Here is a 19,224-nt window from a genome sequence, read left to right as displayed (position 1 = left end):
GCCGCGCGCCCAATTGGCGGGGCGGCTGTAGCCTGGGCTATTCCTCGGCTACCACCGTGCTCGCCTCAGCCGCCTCGGCGGGCTGGGGTGCGGCGCCAGTCGCGATCTCGAACAGCCGCGCGCGCAGCTTGCGGTCGATCACGCCGCTAGCGACGGTGCCGCGCAGCTGGCCGCCTAGCAGCTCGCGCGTGCGCTCGCGCTGCTCTTCGTCGTAGGTATCGACAAGCCGGTCGATTTCGTCGCTGACCTCGTGATCATCGGCGGAGAGGCCCTCGGCCTCAACGATCTGGCGCAGGGCCAGCGTCGTTTTCAGGCGCTCCTCGGCCTCGGGCTTCAGCTCGTCGACGGCGTCGTCGTGCGACTGGCCGCGATACTGTAGCATCTGCTCGAGCGTAATGCCGTAGCGCTCGAGCTCGTGGCCGCGTTGGTGCAGCAGCTCGTCGGCCTCTTGCTCGATCAGCGCGTCGGGGATGTCGTACTCAGTCTGCTCGACCAGCTGCTTCAGGTAGGTGTCAAGCACCTCGCGCTCCTGGTTCGAGCGCATGGTCGCGGCCAGCTCGCCGCGCGTCTGCTCGCGCAGCTCGTCGAGCGTGCCCTCGGTTTCCTCGAGCACCGGCAGCTCGTCCCACTCGGGGAGCAGGCGCTCTTGGATGCGCTTGAGCGCGACCTTAAAGGTGACATCGCGGTCGCGCACTTTTTCGTTCTCGTGGTCGGCGGGCATATGCGCGACGATCTCGCGCTCTTCGCCGGGCGCGATCCCGAGCAGGCCATCGAACAGGCCGGGGAGCAGGCGGCCAGGATCGAGCACGACGTTCGTCTCGGGCACTTCGGCGCCCTCGTCGCGCTCTTCGAGCGGCTCGCCGTCGAGGAAGCTTTCGATCTGCACCGTCAGCTGATCGCCTTGCTGAGCCGGGCGCGCCTCGTCGGGCTCGCGCAGCACCACGTGGCGCTCGCGGCGCGAGCTCATGGCTTCGTCGAGCATCGCCTCGGTGACCTCGCCGGGAGTGTAGGGCACGCGGATCGAGCGGTAGTCGGCCAGAGTTGTCGTCGGCTCGACGGGCACGGTGACGCGGAAGCTAAACGGCGGCGCGTCGAAGTGCACATCGTTCTGATCGAGATTCGCGCGGCCGACCGGGGTGATGTTCTCTTGTTCGAGCGCGGCCTTGAAGGCCTTGTTGATCAGATCCTCGGAGGCCTCTTCGATCAGCGCGGGGCGGCCGAAATAATTTTCGACAATGAAGCGGGGAGCTTTGCCTTTGCGGAAACCGGGGATGTTATACTTTTGCGAGAGCCGCCGTGCGGCGCGATCAAGACCCTTCTCAACTTGCTCCTGATCGAGCTCGATCTGCAATGCGAGCAAGCTCTTGGGCAATTTTTCAGCGGTAACCTTCACAGATGCTGCTCCAAATACTGACGCGCCATCCACACCAGGCGCGATGATACTCGCGACATTATAGCATGAAGGCGCGGCCGTGCAAAGAAGCCGCTTGATCTTCTGGCGATTTGGCGGTTTCGGCTTGGCCGAAACCGCCAAATCGCTTCTGCACGCTGAATCGCGCCGCAGGCCGGCACTATGCATCGGTTGTCGATTTATCATCAAAGAGAATCTATCAGCCAGGCCTTCCGATCTTAGAATAACCGATAGATATGGCAATTATGTCGCTTTGGCGCGGCTCAACCCCGAAGCTCCGGCGTGGCACGGTACGGGCGCGATAGAGCGTGCCCCCACGGCTTCGAAGCAATGAACCGGAACGCGAGATCGAACCATGGCTTTAGACCGTTTGTATTTTTGGCTTGAATGGATGTGAGAAATGGACATGACACAGACAACTGCAACCGCAGCGCCAGGCCCGGCGCTCCCGCGTGGCGGGCTCTTTGCCGATTTGCCGCTACGCTTCAAACTCATGCTCATGTTTTTGATCCTCTCGGCGCTCTCGAGCATGGCCGTAGCGCTGTTCAGCGATCGGACGAGCAGCCAGGAGCTTACCAGCAGCGCCGGCGAGACGCTGCACACCACCGCCACGCAGGCGGGGATCTCGGTGGGCAACCTGCTTAACCGGCAGATCGGGCTGATGCAGTCGTTCGCGCTGAGCCAGGTAGTGCAGGATGGCGCGGCAAAGGCCAACGCGAGCTACGCGGCCGGCACCAACATCCAGGCGACGGTGGAAGCGCTCGACAAGCAGTGGATCGCCGCGAAGGACACCGACGCGCTGATCCAGGATCACCTGACCAACCAGGTGGCCGGCGAGCTGCAGGAGTTCCGCAGCACCTTCCCCGACAATGTCGAGGTATTTGTCACCGATAAGTATGGCGCGCTGCTGGCAAGCACCAACCGAACATCCGACTACTACCAGGCCGACGAGGACTGGTGGCAGAAGGCCTTCAACAACGGCCAGGGAGCGGTGTATATTGGCCAGCCGACCTACGACGAGAGCGCGCGGACGCTGGCGCTGACGATAGCAGTGCCGCTGCATAGCAATACCTCGAAAGATGTGATCGGCGTGCTGCGCAGCACCTACCGGCTCGACGCGCTGGTGAAGCAGGTGACGAGCGCGAACATCGGCGCGACCGGCCGCACCGAGCTGTTTCTCACCGAGGCGCAATACCTCACCGCCGATCAGAAAGTGGCCGACTTCGACCCGGCGACGCTCTCGCAGATTCTGACCTCGGCGGCGAGCTACATGGAGATGAGCTACCTGAACATCCCCAGCCTGGTGAGCCACGCGCCAGTGCGGACGATCACCGACGACCAGGCGATCGCGAACCTGGGCTGGAGCATTGTGGTGCACCAGGCGCGCGACGAAAGCCTGCAAGTAGTGAGCTCGACCGAGCAGACGATCCTGCTGACCGGGCTGGGCACGCTGTTTGTCTCGGGGGTACTCGCGCTGGTGCTCGCGCAGCTGCTAAGCTCGCCGATCGGGAAGCTGACCGAGGCGGCGCGGGCGATCGCCGCCGGCAACCTGGGCCAGCGCCTGCGGCTGCGGCGCCGCGACGAGATCGGCGCGCTGGGCGCGAGCTTCGACAGCATGGCCGACGCGCTTGAGGCGCGCATTGCCGCCGAGCAAGAGGCGCGCACCGAAGCCGAGCGCCTGCAGCAGGCCGAGACCGAGAACCGCCAGCTGCTCGAGCGCGCCGTCGGCGAGTACCTGGCATTTGTGCAGAACGTCGCGCGCGGCGACCTGACGCAGCGGCTGCGCGCAAGCTACGATGGCGCGCTCGAGCAGCTAGCCGAAGGGCTCAACAGCATGGTGTCGAACCTGCACCAGATCACCGGGCAGGTACAGGCGGGCACCAACGCGATCGCCGCCGCAGTCGCGCAGATCTCGGCGGCCACAACCGAGCAAGCCGCGTCGTCGGCCGAGCAATCTGCGGCGATCACCGAAACCGCCACCGCCGTGGAAGAGGTGAAGACGATCGCGCTGCAGACCGCCAACCAGGCCAACCAGGTGGCCGAGAGCAGCCTTTCGGCGCTGAATGTCGCGCACGAGGGCAACGAGATGGTGGCCGAGACGATCAGCAGCATGAGCATGATCCGCCAGCAGGTCGGCCAGATTGCCACCACGCTGGGCACGCTCTCCGAGCAGACGCGCTCGATCGGCACGCTGATCGCCTCGGTGAGCGAGCTGGCCGACCAGATCAACAACCTGGGCCAAAACGCGGCGATCGAGGCAACCCGCTCGGATCAGCAAGACAAAGATCTCGAGGGGCTGGCGCGGCTGGTGCGCGACCTGGCGAACAAGGCCAAGGGTGCGACGGGCCAGGTGCGCCAGATTTTGAGCGAGATCCAGCGGGTGAGCAAGGCCGCGGTGGACGTGACCGAAGAGGGCACGCGGCGGGCCGAGAGCGGCGCGCGGCTGGTATCGCAGACGGGCCAGGTGATCAAGGAGATGGCCAACGAGGTGGAGAAGGGCGCTCAGGCAAACGTGCAGATGGCCGCCGCCGCGCACCAGCAGATGCTGGGCATGGAGCAGATCGGCCAGGCGATGGTGGCCATCCAGCAGGCGACCGCGCAAACGCTGGTGGGCACGCGCCAGGCCGAGCAGGCCGCGCAGGATCTGCAAAACCTCGCGCGCTCGCTGCAAGACGCGATTGCGGTGTACCAGCTCTAGCACTGGCGCAGCGCATTCATGCTCGGTTGGCATGGTTGGCTTCTCAGAAGCTGTTTGAAAGAAGTGCGAGGGGATTAGCCCCTCGCGCACCCCCTGTTCAAACAGGCTCTCAGGCAGCCCAAAGCATAGCTGCGGGCTGCCTGAGCACTATCAAAACGGCGAAGCCACCCCCGAACCCCACCGCGTAGGCCCGTAATGGTATAGATGTAGGACTTACGCAGTTGCATAATTCGGCTCCCGCAATGCGGCAGGTTTGCCTGCGGCAGCACATGCTCCGCGCGGAACAGCCGCACACCGACACAGAGGCGAGTACCGCCCTGCCGAAGGCCGAGCGCGCCAACTGCGTAAGCCATAAGATGGATGAGCGCATGAGCAAGCGCAACCCTAGAGCCAGGCCACGCCAAGCGAGCGCCTTGCCGATCCGGCCGATCCGCGCGCAGCCGCAGGTGCTGGCGATCGCAGCCTCGACCGGCGGCCCATCGGCGGTGCAGAGCATTCTGCAGCAGCTCGGCCCCGAGTTCTCGCTGCCGATCCTGGTGGCACAGCATATCGCCCGCGGCTTTGCGCGCGGTATGGTCGACTGGCTGAATCGCACGACGCCGCTGACCATCCAGCTGGCCGAGCACGAAGAGCCGCTGCTGCCAGGGCACGTCTACCTCGCGCCCGACGGGCAGCACCTGCTGGCCGGGCCGGGGATCGTGCTGCTGCTGCCCGGCACCAGCGCCGATCGCTACTGCCCCTCGGCCGACCGGCTGTTCGAGACGGTTGCGGCGGCGTACCACAACATGGCGATCGGCGTGGTGCTGACGGGCATGGGCGACGACGGATCGCGCGGGTTCCGCATGCTGCACGAGGCAGGCAGCCTGACGCTGGCGCAAGACGAGGCCAGCTCGGTGGTGTATGGCATGCCACGCGCGGCGGTTGCCGCCGGAGCGGTCGATCGAGTCGAGCCGCTGCTGAACATCGCCCAGGCGATCCGGCAAGAGATGGCGCCGTGATTCGCCGCTGGGATAAGCTGTATGGCTTGCGCAGCTGTATGGTTCGGCGCCCAACCGGGCACATTTGCCTGCGGCAGCACAGGCCCCGCGCGGAACAACCGCACGCCGGCACAGCAGCGAAGAGCGCCCAGCTTTAGGCATAGCGCGCAGCCGCCGGCGCGGCCAGCGGCGCCCAGCTACGAATTGACACGACTTACGCGGTCGCTTGCGACATGAGCTTGTTCTGCCTGCGGCGGCATGGTACTTCGCTTTCTTTATGTGCTCAGATGTTGGCACTTTGCGCCACAATCTGAGCACCATCCATGAAAAAGCACCGCTCTGCCGAAGGCAAAAACGCGCACCGCGTAAGTCCTATTATTGAGATAGGATATGATCAACGAGCAGCTCAGCGACGAACTCTATGTATTATTTCGTGATCTGCTGCGCAGCCGCTGCGGGCTAGCGTACCCCGAGCGCAAGCGTATGGATCTGATGCACGGCCTGAACATGGCGCTCCACGCCAGCCGGCTGCCCGACCTGGCGGCGCTGTACGCCGAGGCCGAGGCAGGTGGCGCGGCTTGGGAAATCGTGCTGGCGCACCTGACGATCGGCGAGACGTATTTTTTTCGCAACCAGGCGCAGTTCGATGTACTGCGCGAGCAGATCCTCCCCGAGCTGCTCGAGCGGCGCGCCAAAACGCGGGCGCTGCGCGTCTGGAGCGCGGGCTGCGCAACCGGCGAGGAGCCGTACTCGGTGGCCATGCTGCTGGGCGAGAGCCTGCCGGATCCCGAGAGCTGGCAGGTATCGATCCTTGCGACCGATCTCAACCCGCAGTTTCTGGCGCGCGCGCGCGACGGGCTGTATGGCAGCTGGTCGTTCCGCGACACACCCGAGCGGCTGCGCGAGCAGTTCTTCACCCCCGAGCACAACCGCTGGCGCCTCAGCGCCGGCATCCGCAACATGGTAAGCTTCGCGCGGCTGAACCTGGTCGAGCCAGGCTACCCGGCGATCTTGAACGGCACCTACGGGCAGGATATTATCTTGTGCCGCAATGTGACGATCTACTTCGAGGAGGCCACGACGCGCCAGATCATCGATCGGTTCTACGACGCGCTGTTTCCCGGCGGGTGGCTGTTTGTGGGGCACGCCGAGCCGCAGGCCGATATTTACCAGCGCTTCGAGGTGCATAACTTCCCCAAGACGATCCTGTACCGCAAGCCGCTCGACGCGCCGTTCTTCACCGAGCTGAAAAGCGGCTAGCGCAGGCCGCGCGCTGCGGCGGCCGGCAACAAGCAAGCCTGGGGCGACGAAGCCGCCCCAGGCTTGCTTTTTTGTTGAAACACGTTGCTGTGATACTGTTCGCTTGATCACGTATGAACTGTATTGCTCACGGCTTCGCCACGGAACGCGGCACACCAAGCTGTTTGAGGGTGGTTTGGAGGGACAAAGTTCCGCCGAAGCCTCCACTTGTTCTGGCGGGTGGCGGCCGCGAATATGGCCGCCGCCCTCGAAGAAGTGTGCGAGGGCGGCCTCGCGCACCTTTTCAAGCAGGCCTGCCGAAATGCGAGGGCCGCTGCGCCCGGGCCCCACCGTACAGCAGAAGTGCTCAGCCGAATGTGGTATCCATTTTCGGGCCGTGCCGCTGAATGCCGCGCGACGCGGCGGCGCTCGGCGAGGCCGCCGCGCGCATCGAGCAGCGCGGCGGGCGCATCGCTGAGCCAGGCGCGCAGGCGTGCCTGCGTCTCGGCAATATCGTAGGCGACGCGCCACAGCTCAAACGCGCGCGCCGTAGTGTCGAGCACTGCGTAGGCAGCGCGCGGGTCGCCGTCGCGCGGCTGGCCAACGCTGCCAGGGTTGAAGAGTAGGCGCTCGCTGCCGAACACCAGGCGGTTGCCGGGCGGGCGATCGTCGAAGATCTCGGCGGCTTCCCAGCGAGGCCGGCCGGGGCGCTGCTCGGCGGCCTCGCGGCAGATCAGCGGGCAGTGGGTATGGCCCACCAAGCAGATCTGGGTTGAAAAGAACTGGGCCGCCTCGCGCGCATCCTCGCCATTCTCGACATAGCCAGCGCCAGTCGCGCCGACTGGGTCGGCCGGCGAAGCGTGCACGAGTGTCGCCGCGAGGCCGGCGTCGAGCTCGATCTCGAGGCGCTCGGGCAGGCCGGCAAGCAGCTCGCGCGTCGCGGCGGGCATATCGGCGCGAATATGCTTGAGCGCGAACAGCGCCGCCGGGCTGAACAGCTGCGGCGCCAGGCGGCCGATCGCGCCCCACTCGTGGTTACCGGCAACCCACGGCCGCTGGGGCGCGGCCAGGCCGCTGCAGCTGCGCGGCGCGACGCACTCGGCCAGCCGCTTGGCGACGGCGCAGCTATCGGCGTAGTAGCCCACCGCATCGCCGAGGTAGAGCAGCGCATCGACGGCGCGGCCGGCCAGGTCATCGAGCACGGCCTGCAGGGCGGGCAGATTGCCGTGCACATCGCTTAGTATCGCATAACGCATGGCGGCTACCTCAACGATGGAATAACCTGCTGGTTCGCCCCAAGCTGCAGCCCAAGCACCACCGCCAGCAAGATGACGCAAAGGATGACAACCAGCACTTTTGAATTTGTGCGCGCGAGGTCGACGGCCGAGCGGATCGTGCGCTCGGACACAGGCTGGAGCGCCGGGTTCATGTGGGTAGCCTGGTTCGCGAGGGTGCGCGCGGTGTCGTAGTTGCGCTGCGAGAGCGCCTGCTCGGCCTGGTGCTGAATATCGAAGGCGATCGCGATGTTGCGCTCGCACACCTCGATCCAGCGCGCCGACTCGAACTCGTTCAGCGCCGCCTGCACCTGCTGCAGCAGCTCGGCGGCGCCGTCGCGCAGCGCCTGGAGCGCGCGGTAGGTGGTAGCGTCGATCGTCGCGAGCATCGCCAGCTTCTGGCGGGCGGCCTCGTAGAGCGCGTGCGCTTGGCGAAACTTCTGCGCCGCATCCTCCCAGCGGCGCTGAATCTGCGATTGCTTCGCCGTAGATAGCTCCAGCGCCGCCTCGGCGATCAGGCCGCGCGCCTCCTCAAGCGAGCGCTGCCAGCTCTCAAGCTGTTCAAGCTGCAAAGACATCTCGTTAAGCATTTGTTCCTCCGATTTAACGTAAGCCAAAGCGATTTTCACGGTCGAGTCGTTCAAACAAGCGCTGGAGATCCATGCGCTGCTGGATCACGTCGCGCAGCTGCTGAATATCGGGGGCCTCGCGCTCGCGCTGGGCAAACTGCCCGATCCGCTCGGAGAGCGATCGGAGCAGCGTGTATTGCTGCGGGTAGCGCTCGGATGGCTGCCTGGAGCTGCGGCCGCTCGCGAGCGCGACTTCGGTGCCATGCCAGGCTTCTTCGGCCTGGCTCAGCTCGGCAAAGGCCGCCGCCACGGCGTCAACATCGCCACGGGCCAGGGCATTGGCGGCGGCGGTGCTCGCGTTCAGAATCGTGCGGTGGGTCTCGCGATCGGCGTCGATCTGGCGCACCAAGCTCTCGGGGTCGGTGCGGTCGAGCTCGTGGTGGGTATAGGGCAGCCCCTCGAAGTGGCGCAGCGCGCGCTGGAGCGCCTGGTCGGCGCCGGCGTAGTCGGGATTAGCCGACTGGCGGGCGCTGCCCCAGCTGGTGCGCGCGGCCTGCAGATCGGCGGTGGCGGCGGCGTAGGCGCGCACGGCTGTCTGCAGCGCGATGATCGCCTCGTTGAGGCCGCGGTGCACCTCGGGATCGATCTGCTGGGCTTTTTCGAGCCGCGGCAGCAGCGCCTGAACGTCGGCCAGGCGCACGCCGCGCTGGCCGGTGCGCGCGCTGCGCATGTTGAGCAGCAGGGTGGCCTCGTCGGCCAGGCGCTCGCGGTGAAGCTTCAGCAGGTGATGCGCGCGCTCAAGCCGGCTCAGCGCCTCGATATCCTGGTGGTTGGGCGCAAGCGCCAGCACGGCCTTGAAGCGCTGAATGGCATCGGGGATGCGATCCATACGCTCTTCTTGCAGCGCCTGATCGCCGTCGGCCAGCAGGCGCGTGCGCTCGGCGAGGATGATCTCCTGGTATTGCTGCTCGTAGTCGGCCCGCAGCTTCTGGATGGTGATGCGCTGGCGGTCTTCGAGCGGCAGATCGTGCAGATCGAGCGCCTCGTCGAGCATGCGGATAGCTTCGAGCAGGTCGTTGGGGTTGGTGTAGGTGCGGTAGCGGCGGTAGCACTCCTGGGCGCGCTGGTGCAGCGCCTGGGCTTTACGAAACACGTCGCGGGCCACGGCGATCTGCTCGCGCAGCTGGGCCACGCGGTTGGGAATATCGTCGAGCGGCTCGCGCTCGGCCTCGCGCAGGCGCGCCTCGGCGCCGTCGAACACCTTCAGGTTAAAGAAACCCTGGGCCTGATCGAGCAGGTGCTCGGCGCGCGCGCGGCTGCTGAGCGCCAGCGCCTCGTCGTCGGGCAGGTCGATCTGCTGCAGCACATCGAGCGCCGGGCTCCAGCGGCCCTGGTTCATGAGGCGCTGGGCCTCTTTGCTGCGCGCCGAGCTGAGGGCGCTCTTGATCGCCGGGTCGGTCGGGTCGGCGCGCAGCAGCGCCTCGATCGCCTCGGTGAACATGCCCTGGTTGATATAAGAGATGCCGCGATCGCCGTTGGTGTGCCACTCGACACGGCGGCGCAGCTCGATGCTGCCGACATCTTCCATGCCGATGCCGCGCAGGGTGTTCAGGCACTCAAGCGCGGCGGCGGGATGCGGCGGCGCCGAGGCCATAAGCTCGTGGGCGCGCTGGCGCAGCGCATTGGCCCAGACGTTGCGCAGCTCGTTTTCCTGGGCGTCGATCCAGGCGCTATGCGGAATAAGCGCGCGCGCCTCGGCGAATGTCGCCAGCGCGTCGGCGTAGCGCTCTTGCTGCGCCTGGCTGTGGGCGCGCTCGGCGAGCAGCTGGGCCTGCTTCTCGCGATCGTTCATCTGCCGCTGCTGGTCGAGCATCTGCTTGATCTGCGCCAGGCTATCTTCAAGCCGATCGAGCAGCTTGCGGCGCGCGGCCTGCTCGCTGATCTCGCCGACAAACTGGCGCTGCAGCTCAAGCGCATCGCGGCTCGATTGCAGGCGCGCCTCGTCGGGGGCGGCCAGGGTATCTTCGGCGCCGCGCAGGGCATTGTTGATCACAATCGTCAGCACGCTGTCGAGGGCGTGCTGGGCGGGCCGGTGGCCCGAGCGCAGCACCAGGGCCTCGCGCGCCAGCCGCTCGGCGTCGGCGAGGTCGCCGCGCACACGCGCCAGGCCCGACTCGCTCACCAGCTGCTGGAGCTTCCACTCGGTATCCTGGAGATGCTTCACCAGATCTTCGGCCTGGGCCTTGCGCTCTTTGAGCGCGGCGGTATCGAGGTGCGGCTCAAGGCCGATCAGCTCGCCGACAAGCTTTTCGACCTGGTCGTAGTCGCCACGGCTGGCAGCGATCTTGGCCGACTGGAGCAGCGTATCGGCGCGGGCGAGGGTCGCCTGCTCCCAGCGCTGCACCGAGCGGCGCGCCAGCCCCTCGAGCAGGGTGCTGTTGAACTGCTTGCTGCTGAGCTCGTGCACCAGCTCGAGCAGCGCCACAGCCTGGGCGTAATCGCCCTGGCGGAAGCTCGCGTCGGCATCTTCGTAGATCGGGCGGACGCGCATGATGATCAGGCGCACGTCGCGCAGATGGCCGGCCTGCTGCTCGTACTTCTTGATCGCGCCCTGCGAGGCCTCGTTGAGCAGCAGGCTTTTGACGCCCATGATCGCGACGCTGGTTGCGAGCGACGTGTCGCTCGATTGGATCTCTTCGCCCTGCACGCGGCGGATGGCCTGCTCGTAGCTAGCGATGGCGACATCGAGCAGCTGAAGATCGAGAAAGTCCATGCCGTCGCCGGCCTGCTTGGCGGCCTGATCGGCCAGCTCGCGGGCCAGGCGCAGCAGCTTATCGCGCACCACGGCCAGCAGCTTGTCGAACTGCGGATCGAGCTCCTCGCCGTCGGGGCCGATCTCGACGCCGGCGTTGACCAGCTTGCGCAGCTCGATCAGCTCAACCTCGTCGCGCTGCAGCTGGCGGGCGGTGGTCAGCTCGCCGAACTGCGCGCGGAACTGCTCGTAGGCGCCGCGCGCCTCGGCCAGGCGGCGGCCATACTCGGCGCGCTGCTCGGTGCTGATGTCGCTAAAGCCCAGAATGCGCTCGTACAGCGCCAAGGCCTGCTTGTAGTTGGCGTTGGTTGGGCGCCCAAGAAAGCTTTGTGCTTTGCTCGCCAGCTCGTGCACGCGCTGCTGGATCGCATCGATCCGCACTGGCTGGTCTTCAGCAGGCGGGCCGGCGTCGGCCGGCGATACAAGTGTTTGCAGATCGCTCATAATAAGGTTGCTCCTTACGGGTCAATGTCATCGGGTTAGCGTGATCGAAAGCACAAGAAACACAAGCACAATCACCGAGAAGCCCGCCATCGTGCGTGTAAAGATTTTCTGGTAGAGCTGCAGGGTTTCGGCGGTGCGGCGATCTTCCTGCTGAAGCAGCGCGAGCTGGTGCGATGTGTGCTCGTAGTGCTGCTGCAGGGCATCGTGCAGCAGCGCGAGGCTACGCTCGACATGCTCGGCGGTCTGCTTGGCCGCGTGGGTGCCAGCCTGGGCGCCGTGGCTCAGCTCGCCAATCTGCCGGGCGATGTCGGCAAGGTCGTGGCGCTGCACGCGCTCGGCATCGTGGCGCAGGCGGGTGGCGCGCTCGCACACCTGCTCCCAGGCCGCGCGCGCCTCGGGGCCAAGGCGGCTGGCATCGTAGCGCGCGATCTCGGCCAGCTCGTCGTGCCAGACGATCGCCGAAGCGTCGCCAATGCGGCGGTCGAGGTCGTGCAGCTGGCCGAGGGTCTGGTCGCGGCGCTCGGCCAGCGCGCCATCGAGGCGTGCGATGTGCGCCTGGATGGCCTCGAGGCCCTGCTCGGCGGCGTCGGCGGGCAGGTAGGCCGAGCGGATCTCGGCAAGCACGGCCAGCGGTGTCGCGCTATCGCCGCGCTCGCATGCCGCCTCGGCCTGCGCGAGCCACTGCATCAGCTGGGCGACGGTTTCGGCGCGGCGCTGGTGCCAGTGCTCCTGGGCAAGCGCCAGCGCCGCGCAGGCGCGATCGACCTCGGCGCGCAGGGCTTGCTGCACCGGTGCGGAGAGGGCAGCCAGCTGCTCGCCGCTCTGGCGCAGCACCAGCAGATCGGCGGCGCGCACCTCGAGCGCGCGCACGGCCGCGCCGGTGGCCTGGCGCAGCGAGAGCTGCTGAAACTCGGCGGCGAGGTGCTTGGCCGCCACAACCACCTGCCGCCAGAAGCTCAGCTCGATCTCGGCGGCCATGCCAGCCAGGCTCGGCAGCTGCGGGTAGGCATGCGCCAGGCGCTGGGCGGCGCGGCAGGCCGCGAGCAAGTTGTTGTTGGCCAGCGCCGTATCGACGGCAGCGCGCTCGGCGGCGGCGCGCTCAAGCAGCTGGCGAAGGCTTTCGGCCTCGCTCAGCGCGCCGGCAAGCTCGGCGCTTACGGCAGGCGAGGGCGCCTGAGCCTCGGCCTGCCGCAGGATTGCCAGGGCGTCGTCGCAGCGGGTGTGGTTCAGCAGGTCGCGGGCTTCGCCGAGCAGCGCGCGGGCGGCCTGGATCTCGGCGCGGTGCTGCTGGTCGGCCAGCGCGGCGCGGCTGTCGGCCAGCTCGCGCTGCGTCGCGCGCAGGTCGGCGCCGGCGGCGTCGAGCTTCACGCCAAGGCGATCGAGCGCCTCGATCGCGCCAATCGCCTGGTCGAGCGGCGCGATCAGCGGCTCGGCGCGGGCGCGGCCGATCGCGGCCAGGCAGGTGTCGATCTGGCGGATCTGCTTGCGCAAGCGCGGCAGCGCGGCCCATGTCGGCACCAACTGCTCGGCGCGCGCCAGGGCCAGCCGGCGCTGGCGCGGGTCGGGGCTATTGGCCAGGGTGGGGATCTGCGCGATCTGGGCGTTGCGGGTCAGCCACTCGAGCTGCGCGCTGGCGGCGTCGCGGGCGGCGCGCACGTCGGGCTCGCGCTCGGGCATACAGCCGCCGATCAGCAGCTGGTGCAGGGCCGCGAGCGCGCGCTCGCAGTGGCGCATGCCCTGCTCGTACGCCTCGGCGCGCTCGGCCTGGGCCGCCGCGGCAAGCTCGGCCTGCGCGGCATCCCACAGCTCTTGCTCGTGCCGCAGCGCTTGCCGGCGGCGCTCGAGCGCGGCGGCCTGGCGCTGAAAGTCGAGCGCCAGCGCCTTCAGATCGGGGAACTGCTCGAACAGATCGCGCAGCCGGTCGAGCGTGGCGATCGCGCTTTCGGGCGCAGCCGCAGCCTGCGCCAGCGCCGTCGCCTCGGCAAGCAGCCAGGCCGCCGGCGCAAGCTCGAGGTCGGAGGCGCACACCTGGCCAAGGCGCTCGGCGGCGAGCGGCAGGTCGAGCTGGTTCAGCGCCTCGACTCCGGCATCGAGGTTGGCGCGCACCGCGCGGTAGCGCTCGGTCTGCTCGGCCGCGAGCTGCGCCACCCACAGCCAGCGGCGCGGGCGAGGATCGCGCGCGCCGGTTTCGTTGTAGGCCTTCTGAAAGCGCTCGATCGCGAGCCGCGGCTCGTTGCGCACCAGGCACTGCAGCGCCGACTCGAGCGCGCGCGTGCTGGCCATGCCGCGCCGCACCACCGCGCGCTGGCGCAGGTCGGCGCAGGTGGCCAGCCCAGCCTGGCGCTCGGCATCGTCGGGCGGCAGGGCGTGCAGCTGGCGCTCGGCCCGCGACACCGGCGCCAGCACCTCGATCGCCTGGCCCGAGCCGTCGGCGATTGTGGCGCGCTCGAGCAGCTCGGGCCAGGCAGCGCCGGCCTGCTCGCGCTCGCGCCTGAGATCGCGCAGCAGCGCGTCGTCGTCGGTGTAGCGCATGGCCAGCGCCTGCTCGATCAGGTCGCGCAGGCCCTCGGGCAGCGCCTGCCAGATCGGCCCGCCCGGCCCGGCGCCCAGCACGGTGCCGTCGTAGCTCACGCCAATGCGCTGGCCGGTGCGCAGCTCGTACAGCCGCGCGCCAAAGCGCGCCCAGTCGCCGGCCACGCCGCCGCGCGCAGCCACGCTGCTGGTGACATTCCAGTCGATCACGCGCAGCGGGTCGTCGGGCTGGGCCGGGTTCCAGAACAGGTTGTCGAGCTTCATATCGTCGTAGCAGACGCCGGCCTGGTGGGCGAGCCGCAGCGCCTGCGCGAAGTGCCAGGCGATATCGAGCGCCAGGGCTTCGCCCAGCGGCGCGCTCTGCCAATCGACGACCGGGTCGACCAGGTCTTCGAGCACGTTCTGGCCAGTGGCGCGCTCGAGCACCAGAAAGATCTCGGGCGCCTCGGGCGCGCTTTGATCGAGCAGCCGCACGGCGTAGTGCCTGCCGGCCTGGTCTTCGGCGGCGGCCACGCGCGTGAGAGTACGGCCTTCTTCGAAAAAGCGCTCGCGGTCGTCGGCCGAGCGGTCGGCGCGCATGGTTTTCAGCACCACTTCCTCGGCAGTGTCGGTGCGCTGGCCAAGCAGCGCCTGGCCAAACAGCCCAGGGACGCCGAGCGCCTTGTTGATCAGGTAGGCGTACCCGCTCAGCTCGCTCGCAATGCCTTGAATAACATCACCTATTTGCATTATGTTCCTCATGTATAGCGATCACGCGGTTGCCCGCGAGGCGGGCTGGTTCGGCCTGCGGCAGCCTTCGGTGCAGAGGTTTTTGCGCTCGGCGCCAACACCTCTGCACCATAAAAGAAAAGAATTGCTCTGCCGAAGGCAAAACGCCCAGCGCGTATTTTGAATCATCGGTAACGACCGGATGGTGCGGCGCGGGCCAGGCGATACGCCTATTGCGCGCCCGGCGCCGAGAGCGCGTCGTAGCCCGGCAGATCGGCGTCGGGAAACGCGCGGTCGATGTTCAGCTCAAGGTCGCTGCGGCGCACGCGCCAGCTGCGGCCGATGCGGAAGGCCGGCAGCCGCCCGTTGCTACACCATCGCCACACGGTTGTCTCGCTGACGCGCAAATATGTCGCGACTTCGCCTACCGTCAATACTTCCGGCAGCGATTTCATTTCAGCCATTGGAGCACCTCGTGAGAGTATTTCTGTATCTATGAGCGCATTTACGCGAACATTACCCTGCTTAGCTCGTCATACACAAGTATATGGCGCTATTTCGGCCATTTTTCGGCAGCGATAACATTGCGTTCACCTGCGTATGATTAGCGTGTCATCATGCCTTGCATTCCGAGAAACTGTCTGAAAATGGTGGTTTGGAGCGATTTCGCTTCAGACAGGCTCTAACGGCCAACCGATCAGCACCTGGCGGTCAGCTCGTGGTAGGTACGGACGACCTGGTCGTGCTCGGCGTCGCCGTCCTGGCGCGCGAGCGTCGACACCTGCACATAGCGCCGGTAGGTATGCGTCAGGTCGGAATACTGGTGCAGGCGCGCGTACGCGCGCAGCAGCCACACATGGATCTCCTCGGCCGTCTCGTCGGCGTCGAGCGCGCGGCGGCAGATGGCGATGCACTGGTGGTAGCGGCGCTCGCCGAAGGCGTGCTCGGCCAGCCGCTCGGCGGCAATCAGGAAGCTGGTCGTGTAATGATCGCGCCGGCGCTCCAGCCACTCCCAGTCCAGCGCGACATCGGCCAGGTACGGGCCGGCATACAGCTGCACGGCGCGGCTATACAGCGGCACTGCGGCGGCCAGGTCGTGCTCGCTCTCGGTGACGCAGGCCAACTGAAAGATATGCTCGAACACCTGCACGTCGGAGTGGTAGCACTCGGGCAGCAGCAGCACCTGCTCGCGTGTCACAACCAGCGCGCGAGCGACAAACTGCGCGTCGCTGGCGTCGAGCAACATCTGGCGAAGCGCGGTCAGCGTGCGCGAAAGGCTGGTAGGGCTGACATCGCCGCCCCACACCGCCGCGCCCAGCTCGGCGCGGCTCGCGCCGCGCCAGCCCCGGTCGGCGAGGTAGGCGAACACGCCCTGAACCTTGCGCCAGCCGGCGCGCCCGGCGTCGCGCTGCATCCAATCGTGCGGCTGGATCACGCGCTCGCCCAGCGCCACCCGCAGCCCGCCCAGGCAGCTGATCTGCATATGCCGCTCGCGCGGCGGCGCGGCATCGGCGTCGAGCGCCGCGATCGCGTGCAGGCTCTGGCGCACCTGCGTGCGCGTGCGCGCATCGGGGTCGTTCAGCAGCTCGCGCAAGGCCGGCAGCGCCTGCGGGCCGTAGGTACTCACAAGCAGCGCGTAGGCTTGCCGGCGCACCTCGCTCTGCGAGTTGCACAGCAGCGGCAGGTAGAGGCGTGCCAGGGTATCGTGGAAGTCGGGCATAGCCAATGCTCCGTCGCGCCGTCGATCGCGCCAGCTCCGCGCCGGCGCCACCGCGTCGCCGCATATCAGGCAAATACAAACTGCGCCACCGCCGCCCCGACCGGGTCGGCGATCCAGCGGTAGCCAACCCCGCGCACGCTGATCAGGTGGCGCGGCTCCTGCGGGTTCGGCTCGAGCTTGCGGCGCAGCCGAACGATATGCGGGCGGATCAGCTGGCGGGCGGCTTCCTCGTCGTCGGCCACCGTCTGGGTCGCGTGCGTCAGCCGCAGGCATGGCACCACCGCGCCGGGCTGGCTGAGCAGCTCAAGCAGTATCGCGAACTCGCTGGGCGTCACCTCGACCGGCTGGCCGTGCATCAGCACCATATGCCGGTCGACGTCGATCTGCAGCGGGCCGGCTTCATACACCAGGCCGCGCGCCTCGTGGGCCGGGTCGTGCGCGCCGGCCTCGTGCAGCAGGCCCTCGTTGTGCAGGATCGACTGAAACTGCGAGTACATCGACTGGAGCAGCTGGCCGCGCTGGCGCAGCTGGCTGTAGTTGCTCAGCACCGACGCCACCCGCTCGCGCAGCAAGTCGGCGTTGATCGGCTTGAGCAGGTAATCGGCCGCGCCGCAGCGCACCGCCGCGATCGCGCTGGCCAGCGAGCCATGCGCCGTCAGCATGATGATCGGCAGCTGCGGCCAGATCTGGCGCGCTTTCTCCATCACCTGCACGCCGTCGATCTCGCCAAGCCGCAGATCAAGCAGCAGCAGGTCGATCCCAGGCTGGTGCAGCCGCTCGAGCGCGGCGACGCCACTGCTCGCCAGCTCGACGTTGTAGCCGGCGCGGCCGAGCATCTCGGCCAGCAGCCGGCGCACCAGCAGCTCATCGTCAACTATCAGCACGGTTGCTTTGCTCATCGTATTTCTCCTTGGGCCAGGGCAACGAAATCAATACAGTGGTACCAATTCCCAGAGTGCTCGATACGTCGATCGAGCCATGGTGCTGCTCGATCACGCGCTTGCTGAGGTACAGGCCAGGCCCCGGCGCGTAGGCGCTGGCGCGGGGCTCGAAGATCCGGGCGAGCTGCTCGGGCGCGATACCGGTGCCGGTGTCGGCCACGCGGATGACGCAGGCCTGCCGGGCTGCGTCGCGGGCTGTGGCTATGCGAATGCGCCCGCCCGCCGGCATAGCCTGCTGCGCGTTGAGCAGCAGGTTCAGCAGCACCTGGCGCAGCGGCTCGGGCTGGGCGGGCAGCGGCGGCAGGTCGGGCGCAAGGTCGAGCTGGATCTCGACGTCGCGCGCCGCGAGCTGGCGGGCGACGAGGTGGTGCAGCACGACGATCAGCTTGTTCAGGTCGGTCGGCTCCCAGCGCAGCTGCGGCGGGCGGTAGATCGCGCGCAGGCGGCCGAGGATCTCGGGAACGCGATCGAGCTCGCTGCTCGCCAGCGCGAGGTACTCGGCGGCGCCTGCCAGATCGCCGCTTTCTCTGGAAAGATCGAGGCAGCTGCGCACGTTCTGCAGCGGGTTGCTGGCCTCGTGCACCACGCTGGCGACGCGCTGGGCAACCAGCGCGATCTGCCCGTACAGCGGCAGCTGGTGCTGCGGCGTCGCGTGGGGCGGCGCGTCGCGCCAGCGCTCGAGCAGCGCGGCGCCTGCCACGGCCGAGCGCTCGACGATATACGCGCGCCCGGCGCCACCCGGCGCCGGCACCACCGCCAGCGCTTCGGCAGGCTCAGCCCCCGGCCGCTGCACGGCCGAGGCGCCAAGCTCGCGCAGGATGCTGGGGAGGCACAGGCCAACCGCTGCCGCAGGCGGCCGGCCGAGAATGCTCTCGCTAAAGGCTGTGTTGGCCATCAGAATGCGCTGCTCGGCATCCAGCAGCACAAGTTTGTCGGGCAGCTGATCGAACAGCGCCGGCAGCAGCTCGTGGCCTGGCTGCGGCGCGGCGGCGTCTTCGGCCAGCCGGCCGGCGAGCCACGCGCGCAGCGCGGCGAAGCGGCGCGCAGGCTGCAGCCGAGCGCCGAAAAATCCTGGCAATTGCAAGCTGATGATCCGCGCGAGGAGTGCCGAAAGTGTGGCCGAAAATTTGGGAGACGAAGCTACGAACAGCTTGAGGCTGGTGAGTGCTACGGCTGTAGAGCCGATATGGAGCCAGAAACGCTTACTTCGCCACATGCTCGTGCAACAGCGCAGCGGTGTAAAGCGTGGCTTGAGGCAGATATGAGGTTGTTACCGGGAATTGTAAGCCAATTCCTTACATACAAGGGAAGGAGGCACTCCAGGGTGCCACGGCGGTGAACATTGTCGGGGCTATCGCAAGCATCGGGCACGCACTCCGTTGCCGAAGTTCTCTGGCGCCCGGCGCCGACGTAGCGTGGTAGGTTGGTTCACCGTATCGAGCTTCGCGCGCGAGCTGGCCGCCGCAAAGCTATTAAAAGGGCTTCACTCCATCACAACTATAGCTTCCCCAGCAGCTTCCTACCGCACAAACGATACCATCCACAGCGAAATTCGCCGGAGCCATACGCCACATCCCATACGGCAAGCTGTGCTCGCGGTACAAGATTTCATGAAACAATCTCATATCGGCCATGCAAGGTAATTCGGTTCGTAAATGTTCGTGTCTAATAATATCATATAACGGTGATTTATCCTGGCAGTAACGCAGGGAAATATAAACCTTTTTTTGCATTGAAGATTAAAACTCGGTAATACACAGCTCGAGCGTACTATTGCGCACAATACGGCAGATTCGCTACTATCGATCGCCGCACGGCCAAACATCAACACCAGCCCGGCGAAACTTGCTGCCAAAAGCAAAACGCCGGCCGCCTAAGTGGCGCAAATAACGCAATTAA

The 19,224-nt window shown here is 67.0% G+C and carries 12 protein-coding genes; 3 read left to right on the top strand and 9 right to left on the bottom strand.

Annotation, left to right across the window (positions count from 1 at the left end; genetic code table 11):
- Nucleotides 1–37: 37 nt before the first annotated feature.
- Nucleotides 38–1,393: a trigger factor gene (gene tig / locus U0177_RS02105; RefSeq protein WP_409568922.1), complete on the bottom strand. Its 1,356-nt coding sequence runs from the start codon at nucleotides 1,391–1,393 to the stop codon at nucleotides 38–40.
- Nucleotides 1,394–1,817: 424 nt separating this feature from the next.
- Here tig and U0177_RS02100 point away from each other — a divergent pair, with 424 nt between their 5' ends.
- The 3 genes from U0177_RS02100 to U0177_RS02090 all read left to right on the top strand — a co-directional run bounded on the left by U0177_RS02100 (nucleotide 1,818) and on the right by U0177_RS02090 (nucleotide 6,346).
- A complete protein-coding gene (locus U0177_RS02100; RefSeq protein WP_409568921.1) occupies nucleotides 1,818–4,109 on the top strand; it encodes a methyl-accepting chemotaxis protein in 2,292 nt (763 codons plus the stop codon).
- A gap of 368 nt (nucleotides 4,110–4,477) precedes the next feature.
- Entirely contained in the window at nucleotides 4,478–5,107 is a 630-nt protein-coding gene (locus tag U0177_RS02095; protein ID WP_409568920.1) for a CheB methylesterase domain-containing protein, read from the top strand.
- Nucleotides 5,108–5,476: 369 nt separating this feature from the next.
- Complete coding sequence (locus U0177_RS02090; RefSeq protein ID WP_409568919.1) at nucleotides 5,477–6,346, top strand: CheR family methyltransferase; 870 nt, start codon at nucleotides 5,477–5,479, stop codon at nucleotides 6,344–6,346.
- 107 nt (nucleotides 6,347–6,453) lie between these two features.
- On the opposite strand, the gene U0177_RS02085 is transcribed toward U0177_RS02090, so the two are convergent.
- The 8 genes from U0177_RS02085 to U0177_RS02050 all read right to left on the bottom strand — a co-directional run bounded on the left by U0177_RS02085 (nucleotide 6,454) and on the right by U0177_RS02050 (nucleotide 18,409).
- On the bottom strand, nucleotides 6,454–7,581 hold the full coding sequence (locus U0177_RS02085; protein ID WP_409568918.1) for a metallophosphoesterase family protein: 1,128 nt from the start codon (nucleotides 7,579–7,581) through the stop codon (nucleotides 6,454–6,456).
- A gap of 5 nt (nucleotides 7,582–7,586) precedes the next feature.
- Nucleotides 7,587–8,171 carry a hypothetical protein gene (locus U0177_RS02080; RefSeq protein WP_409568917.1) on the bottom strand — a complete coding sequence of 195 codons (585 nt, stop codon included), beginning with the start codon at nucleotides 8,169–8,171 and terminating at the stop codon, nucleotides 7,587–7,589.
- A 31-nt stretch (nucleotides 8,172–8,202) separates the two neighbouring features.
- Nucleotides 8,203–11,424, bottom strand: coding sequence for a hypothetical protein (locus tag U0177_RS02075; protein ID WP_409568916.1), 3,222 nt, complete (start codon nucleotides 11,422–11,424; stop codon nucleotides 8,203–8,205).
- 27 nt (nucleotides 11,425–11,451) lie between these two features.
- A complete protein-coding gene (locus tag U0177_RS02070) occupies nucleotides 11,452–14,685 on the bottom strand; it encodes a protein kinase domain-containing protein (RefSeq protein ID WP_409568915.1) in 3,234 nt (1,077 codons plus the stop codon).
- Nucleotides 14,686–14,894: 209 nt separating this feature from the next.
- Nucleotides 14,895–15,128, bottom strand: coding sequence for a helix-turn-helix domain-containing protein (locus tag U0177_RS02065; RefSeq protein WP_409568914.1), 234 nt, complete (start codon nucleotides 15,126–15,128; stop codon nucleotides 14,895–14,897).
- Between the two features lie 233 nt (nucleotides 15,129–15,361).
- Nucleotides 15,362–16,384 (bottom strand): BTAD domain-containing putative transcriptional regulator, encoded by a 1,023-nt coding sequence (locus U0177_RS02060; protein ID WP_409568913.1) that lies wholly within the window; start codon nucleotides 16,382–16,384, stop codon nucleotides 15,362–15,364.
- Between the two features lie 65 nt (nucleotides 16,385–16,449).
- Nucleotides 16,450–17,283: a response regulator transcription factor gene (locus tag U0177_RS02055; RefSeq protein ID WP_409568912.1), complete on the bottom strand. Its 834-nt coding sequence runs from the start codon at nucleotides 17,281–17,283 to the stop codon at nucleotides 16,450–16,452.
- Entirely contained in the window at nucleotides 17,255–18,409 is a 1,155-nt protein-coding gene (locus tag U0177_RS02050; protein WP_409568911.1) for an ATP-binding protein, read from the bottom strand. Before U0177_RS02050 ends, U0177_RS02055 begins: the two co-directional genes overlap by 29 nt.
- Nucleotides 18,410–19,224 lie beyond the last annotated feature (815 nt).

This window comes from Kouleothrix sp., from assembly GCF_046328425.1.
Taxonomy (GTDB): domain Bacteria; phylum Chloroflexota; class Chloroflexia; order Chloroflexales; family Roseiflexaceae; genus Kouleothrix.
Note: the sequence above shows the minus strand (reverse complement) of the source record. Positions and strands in the feature narration are given on the sequence as shown.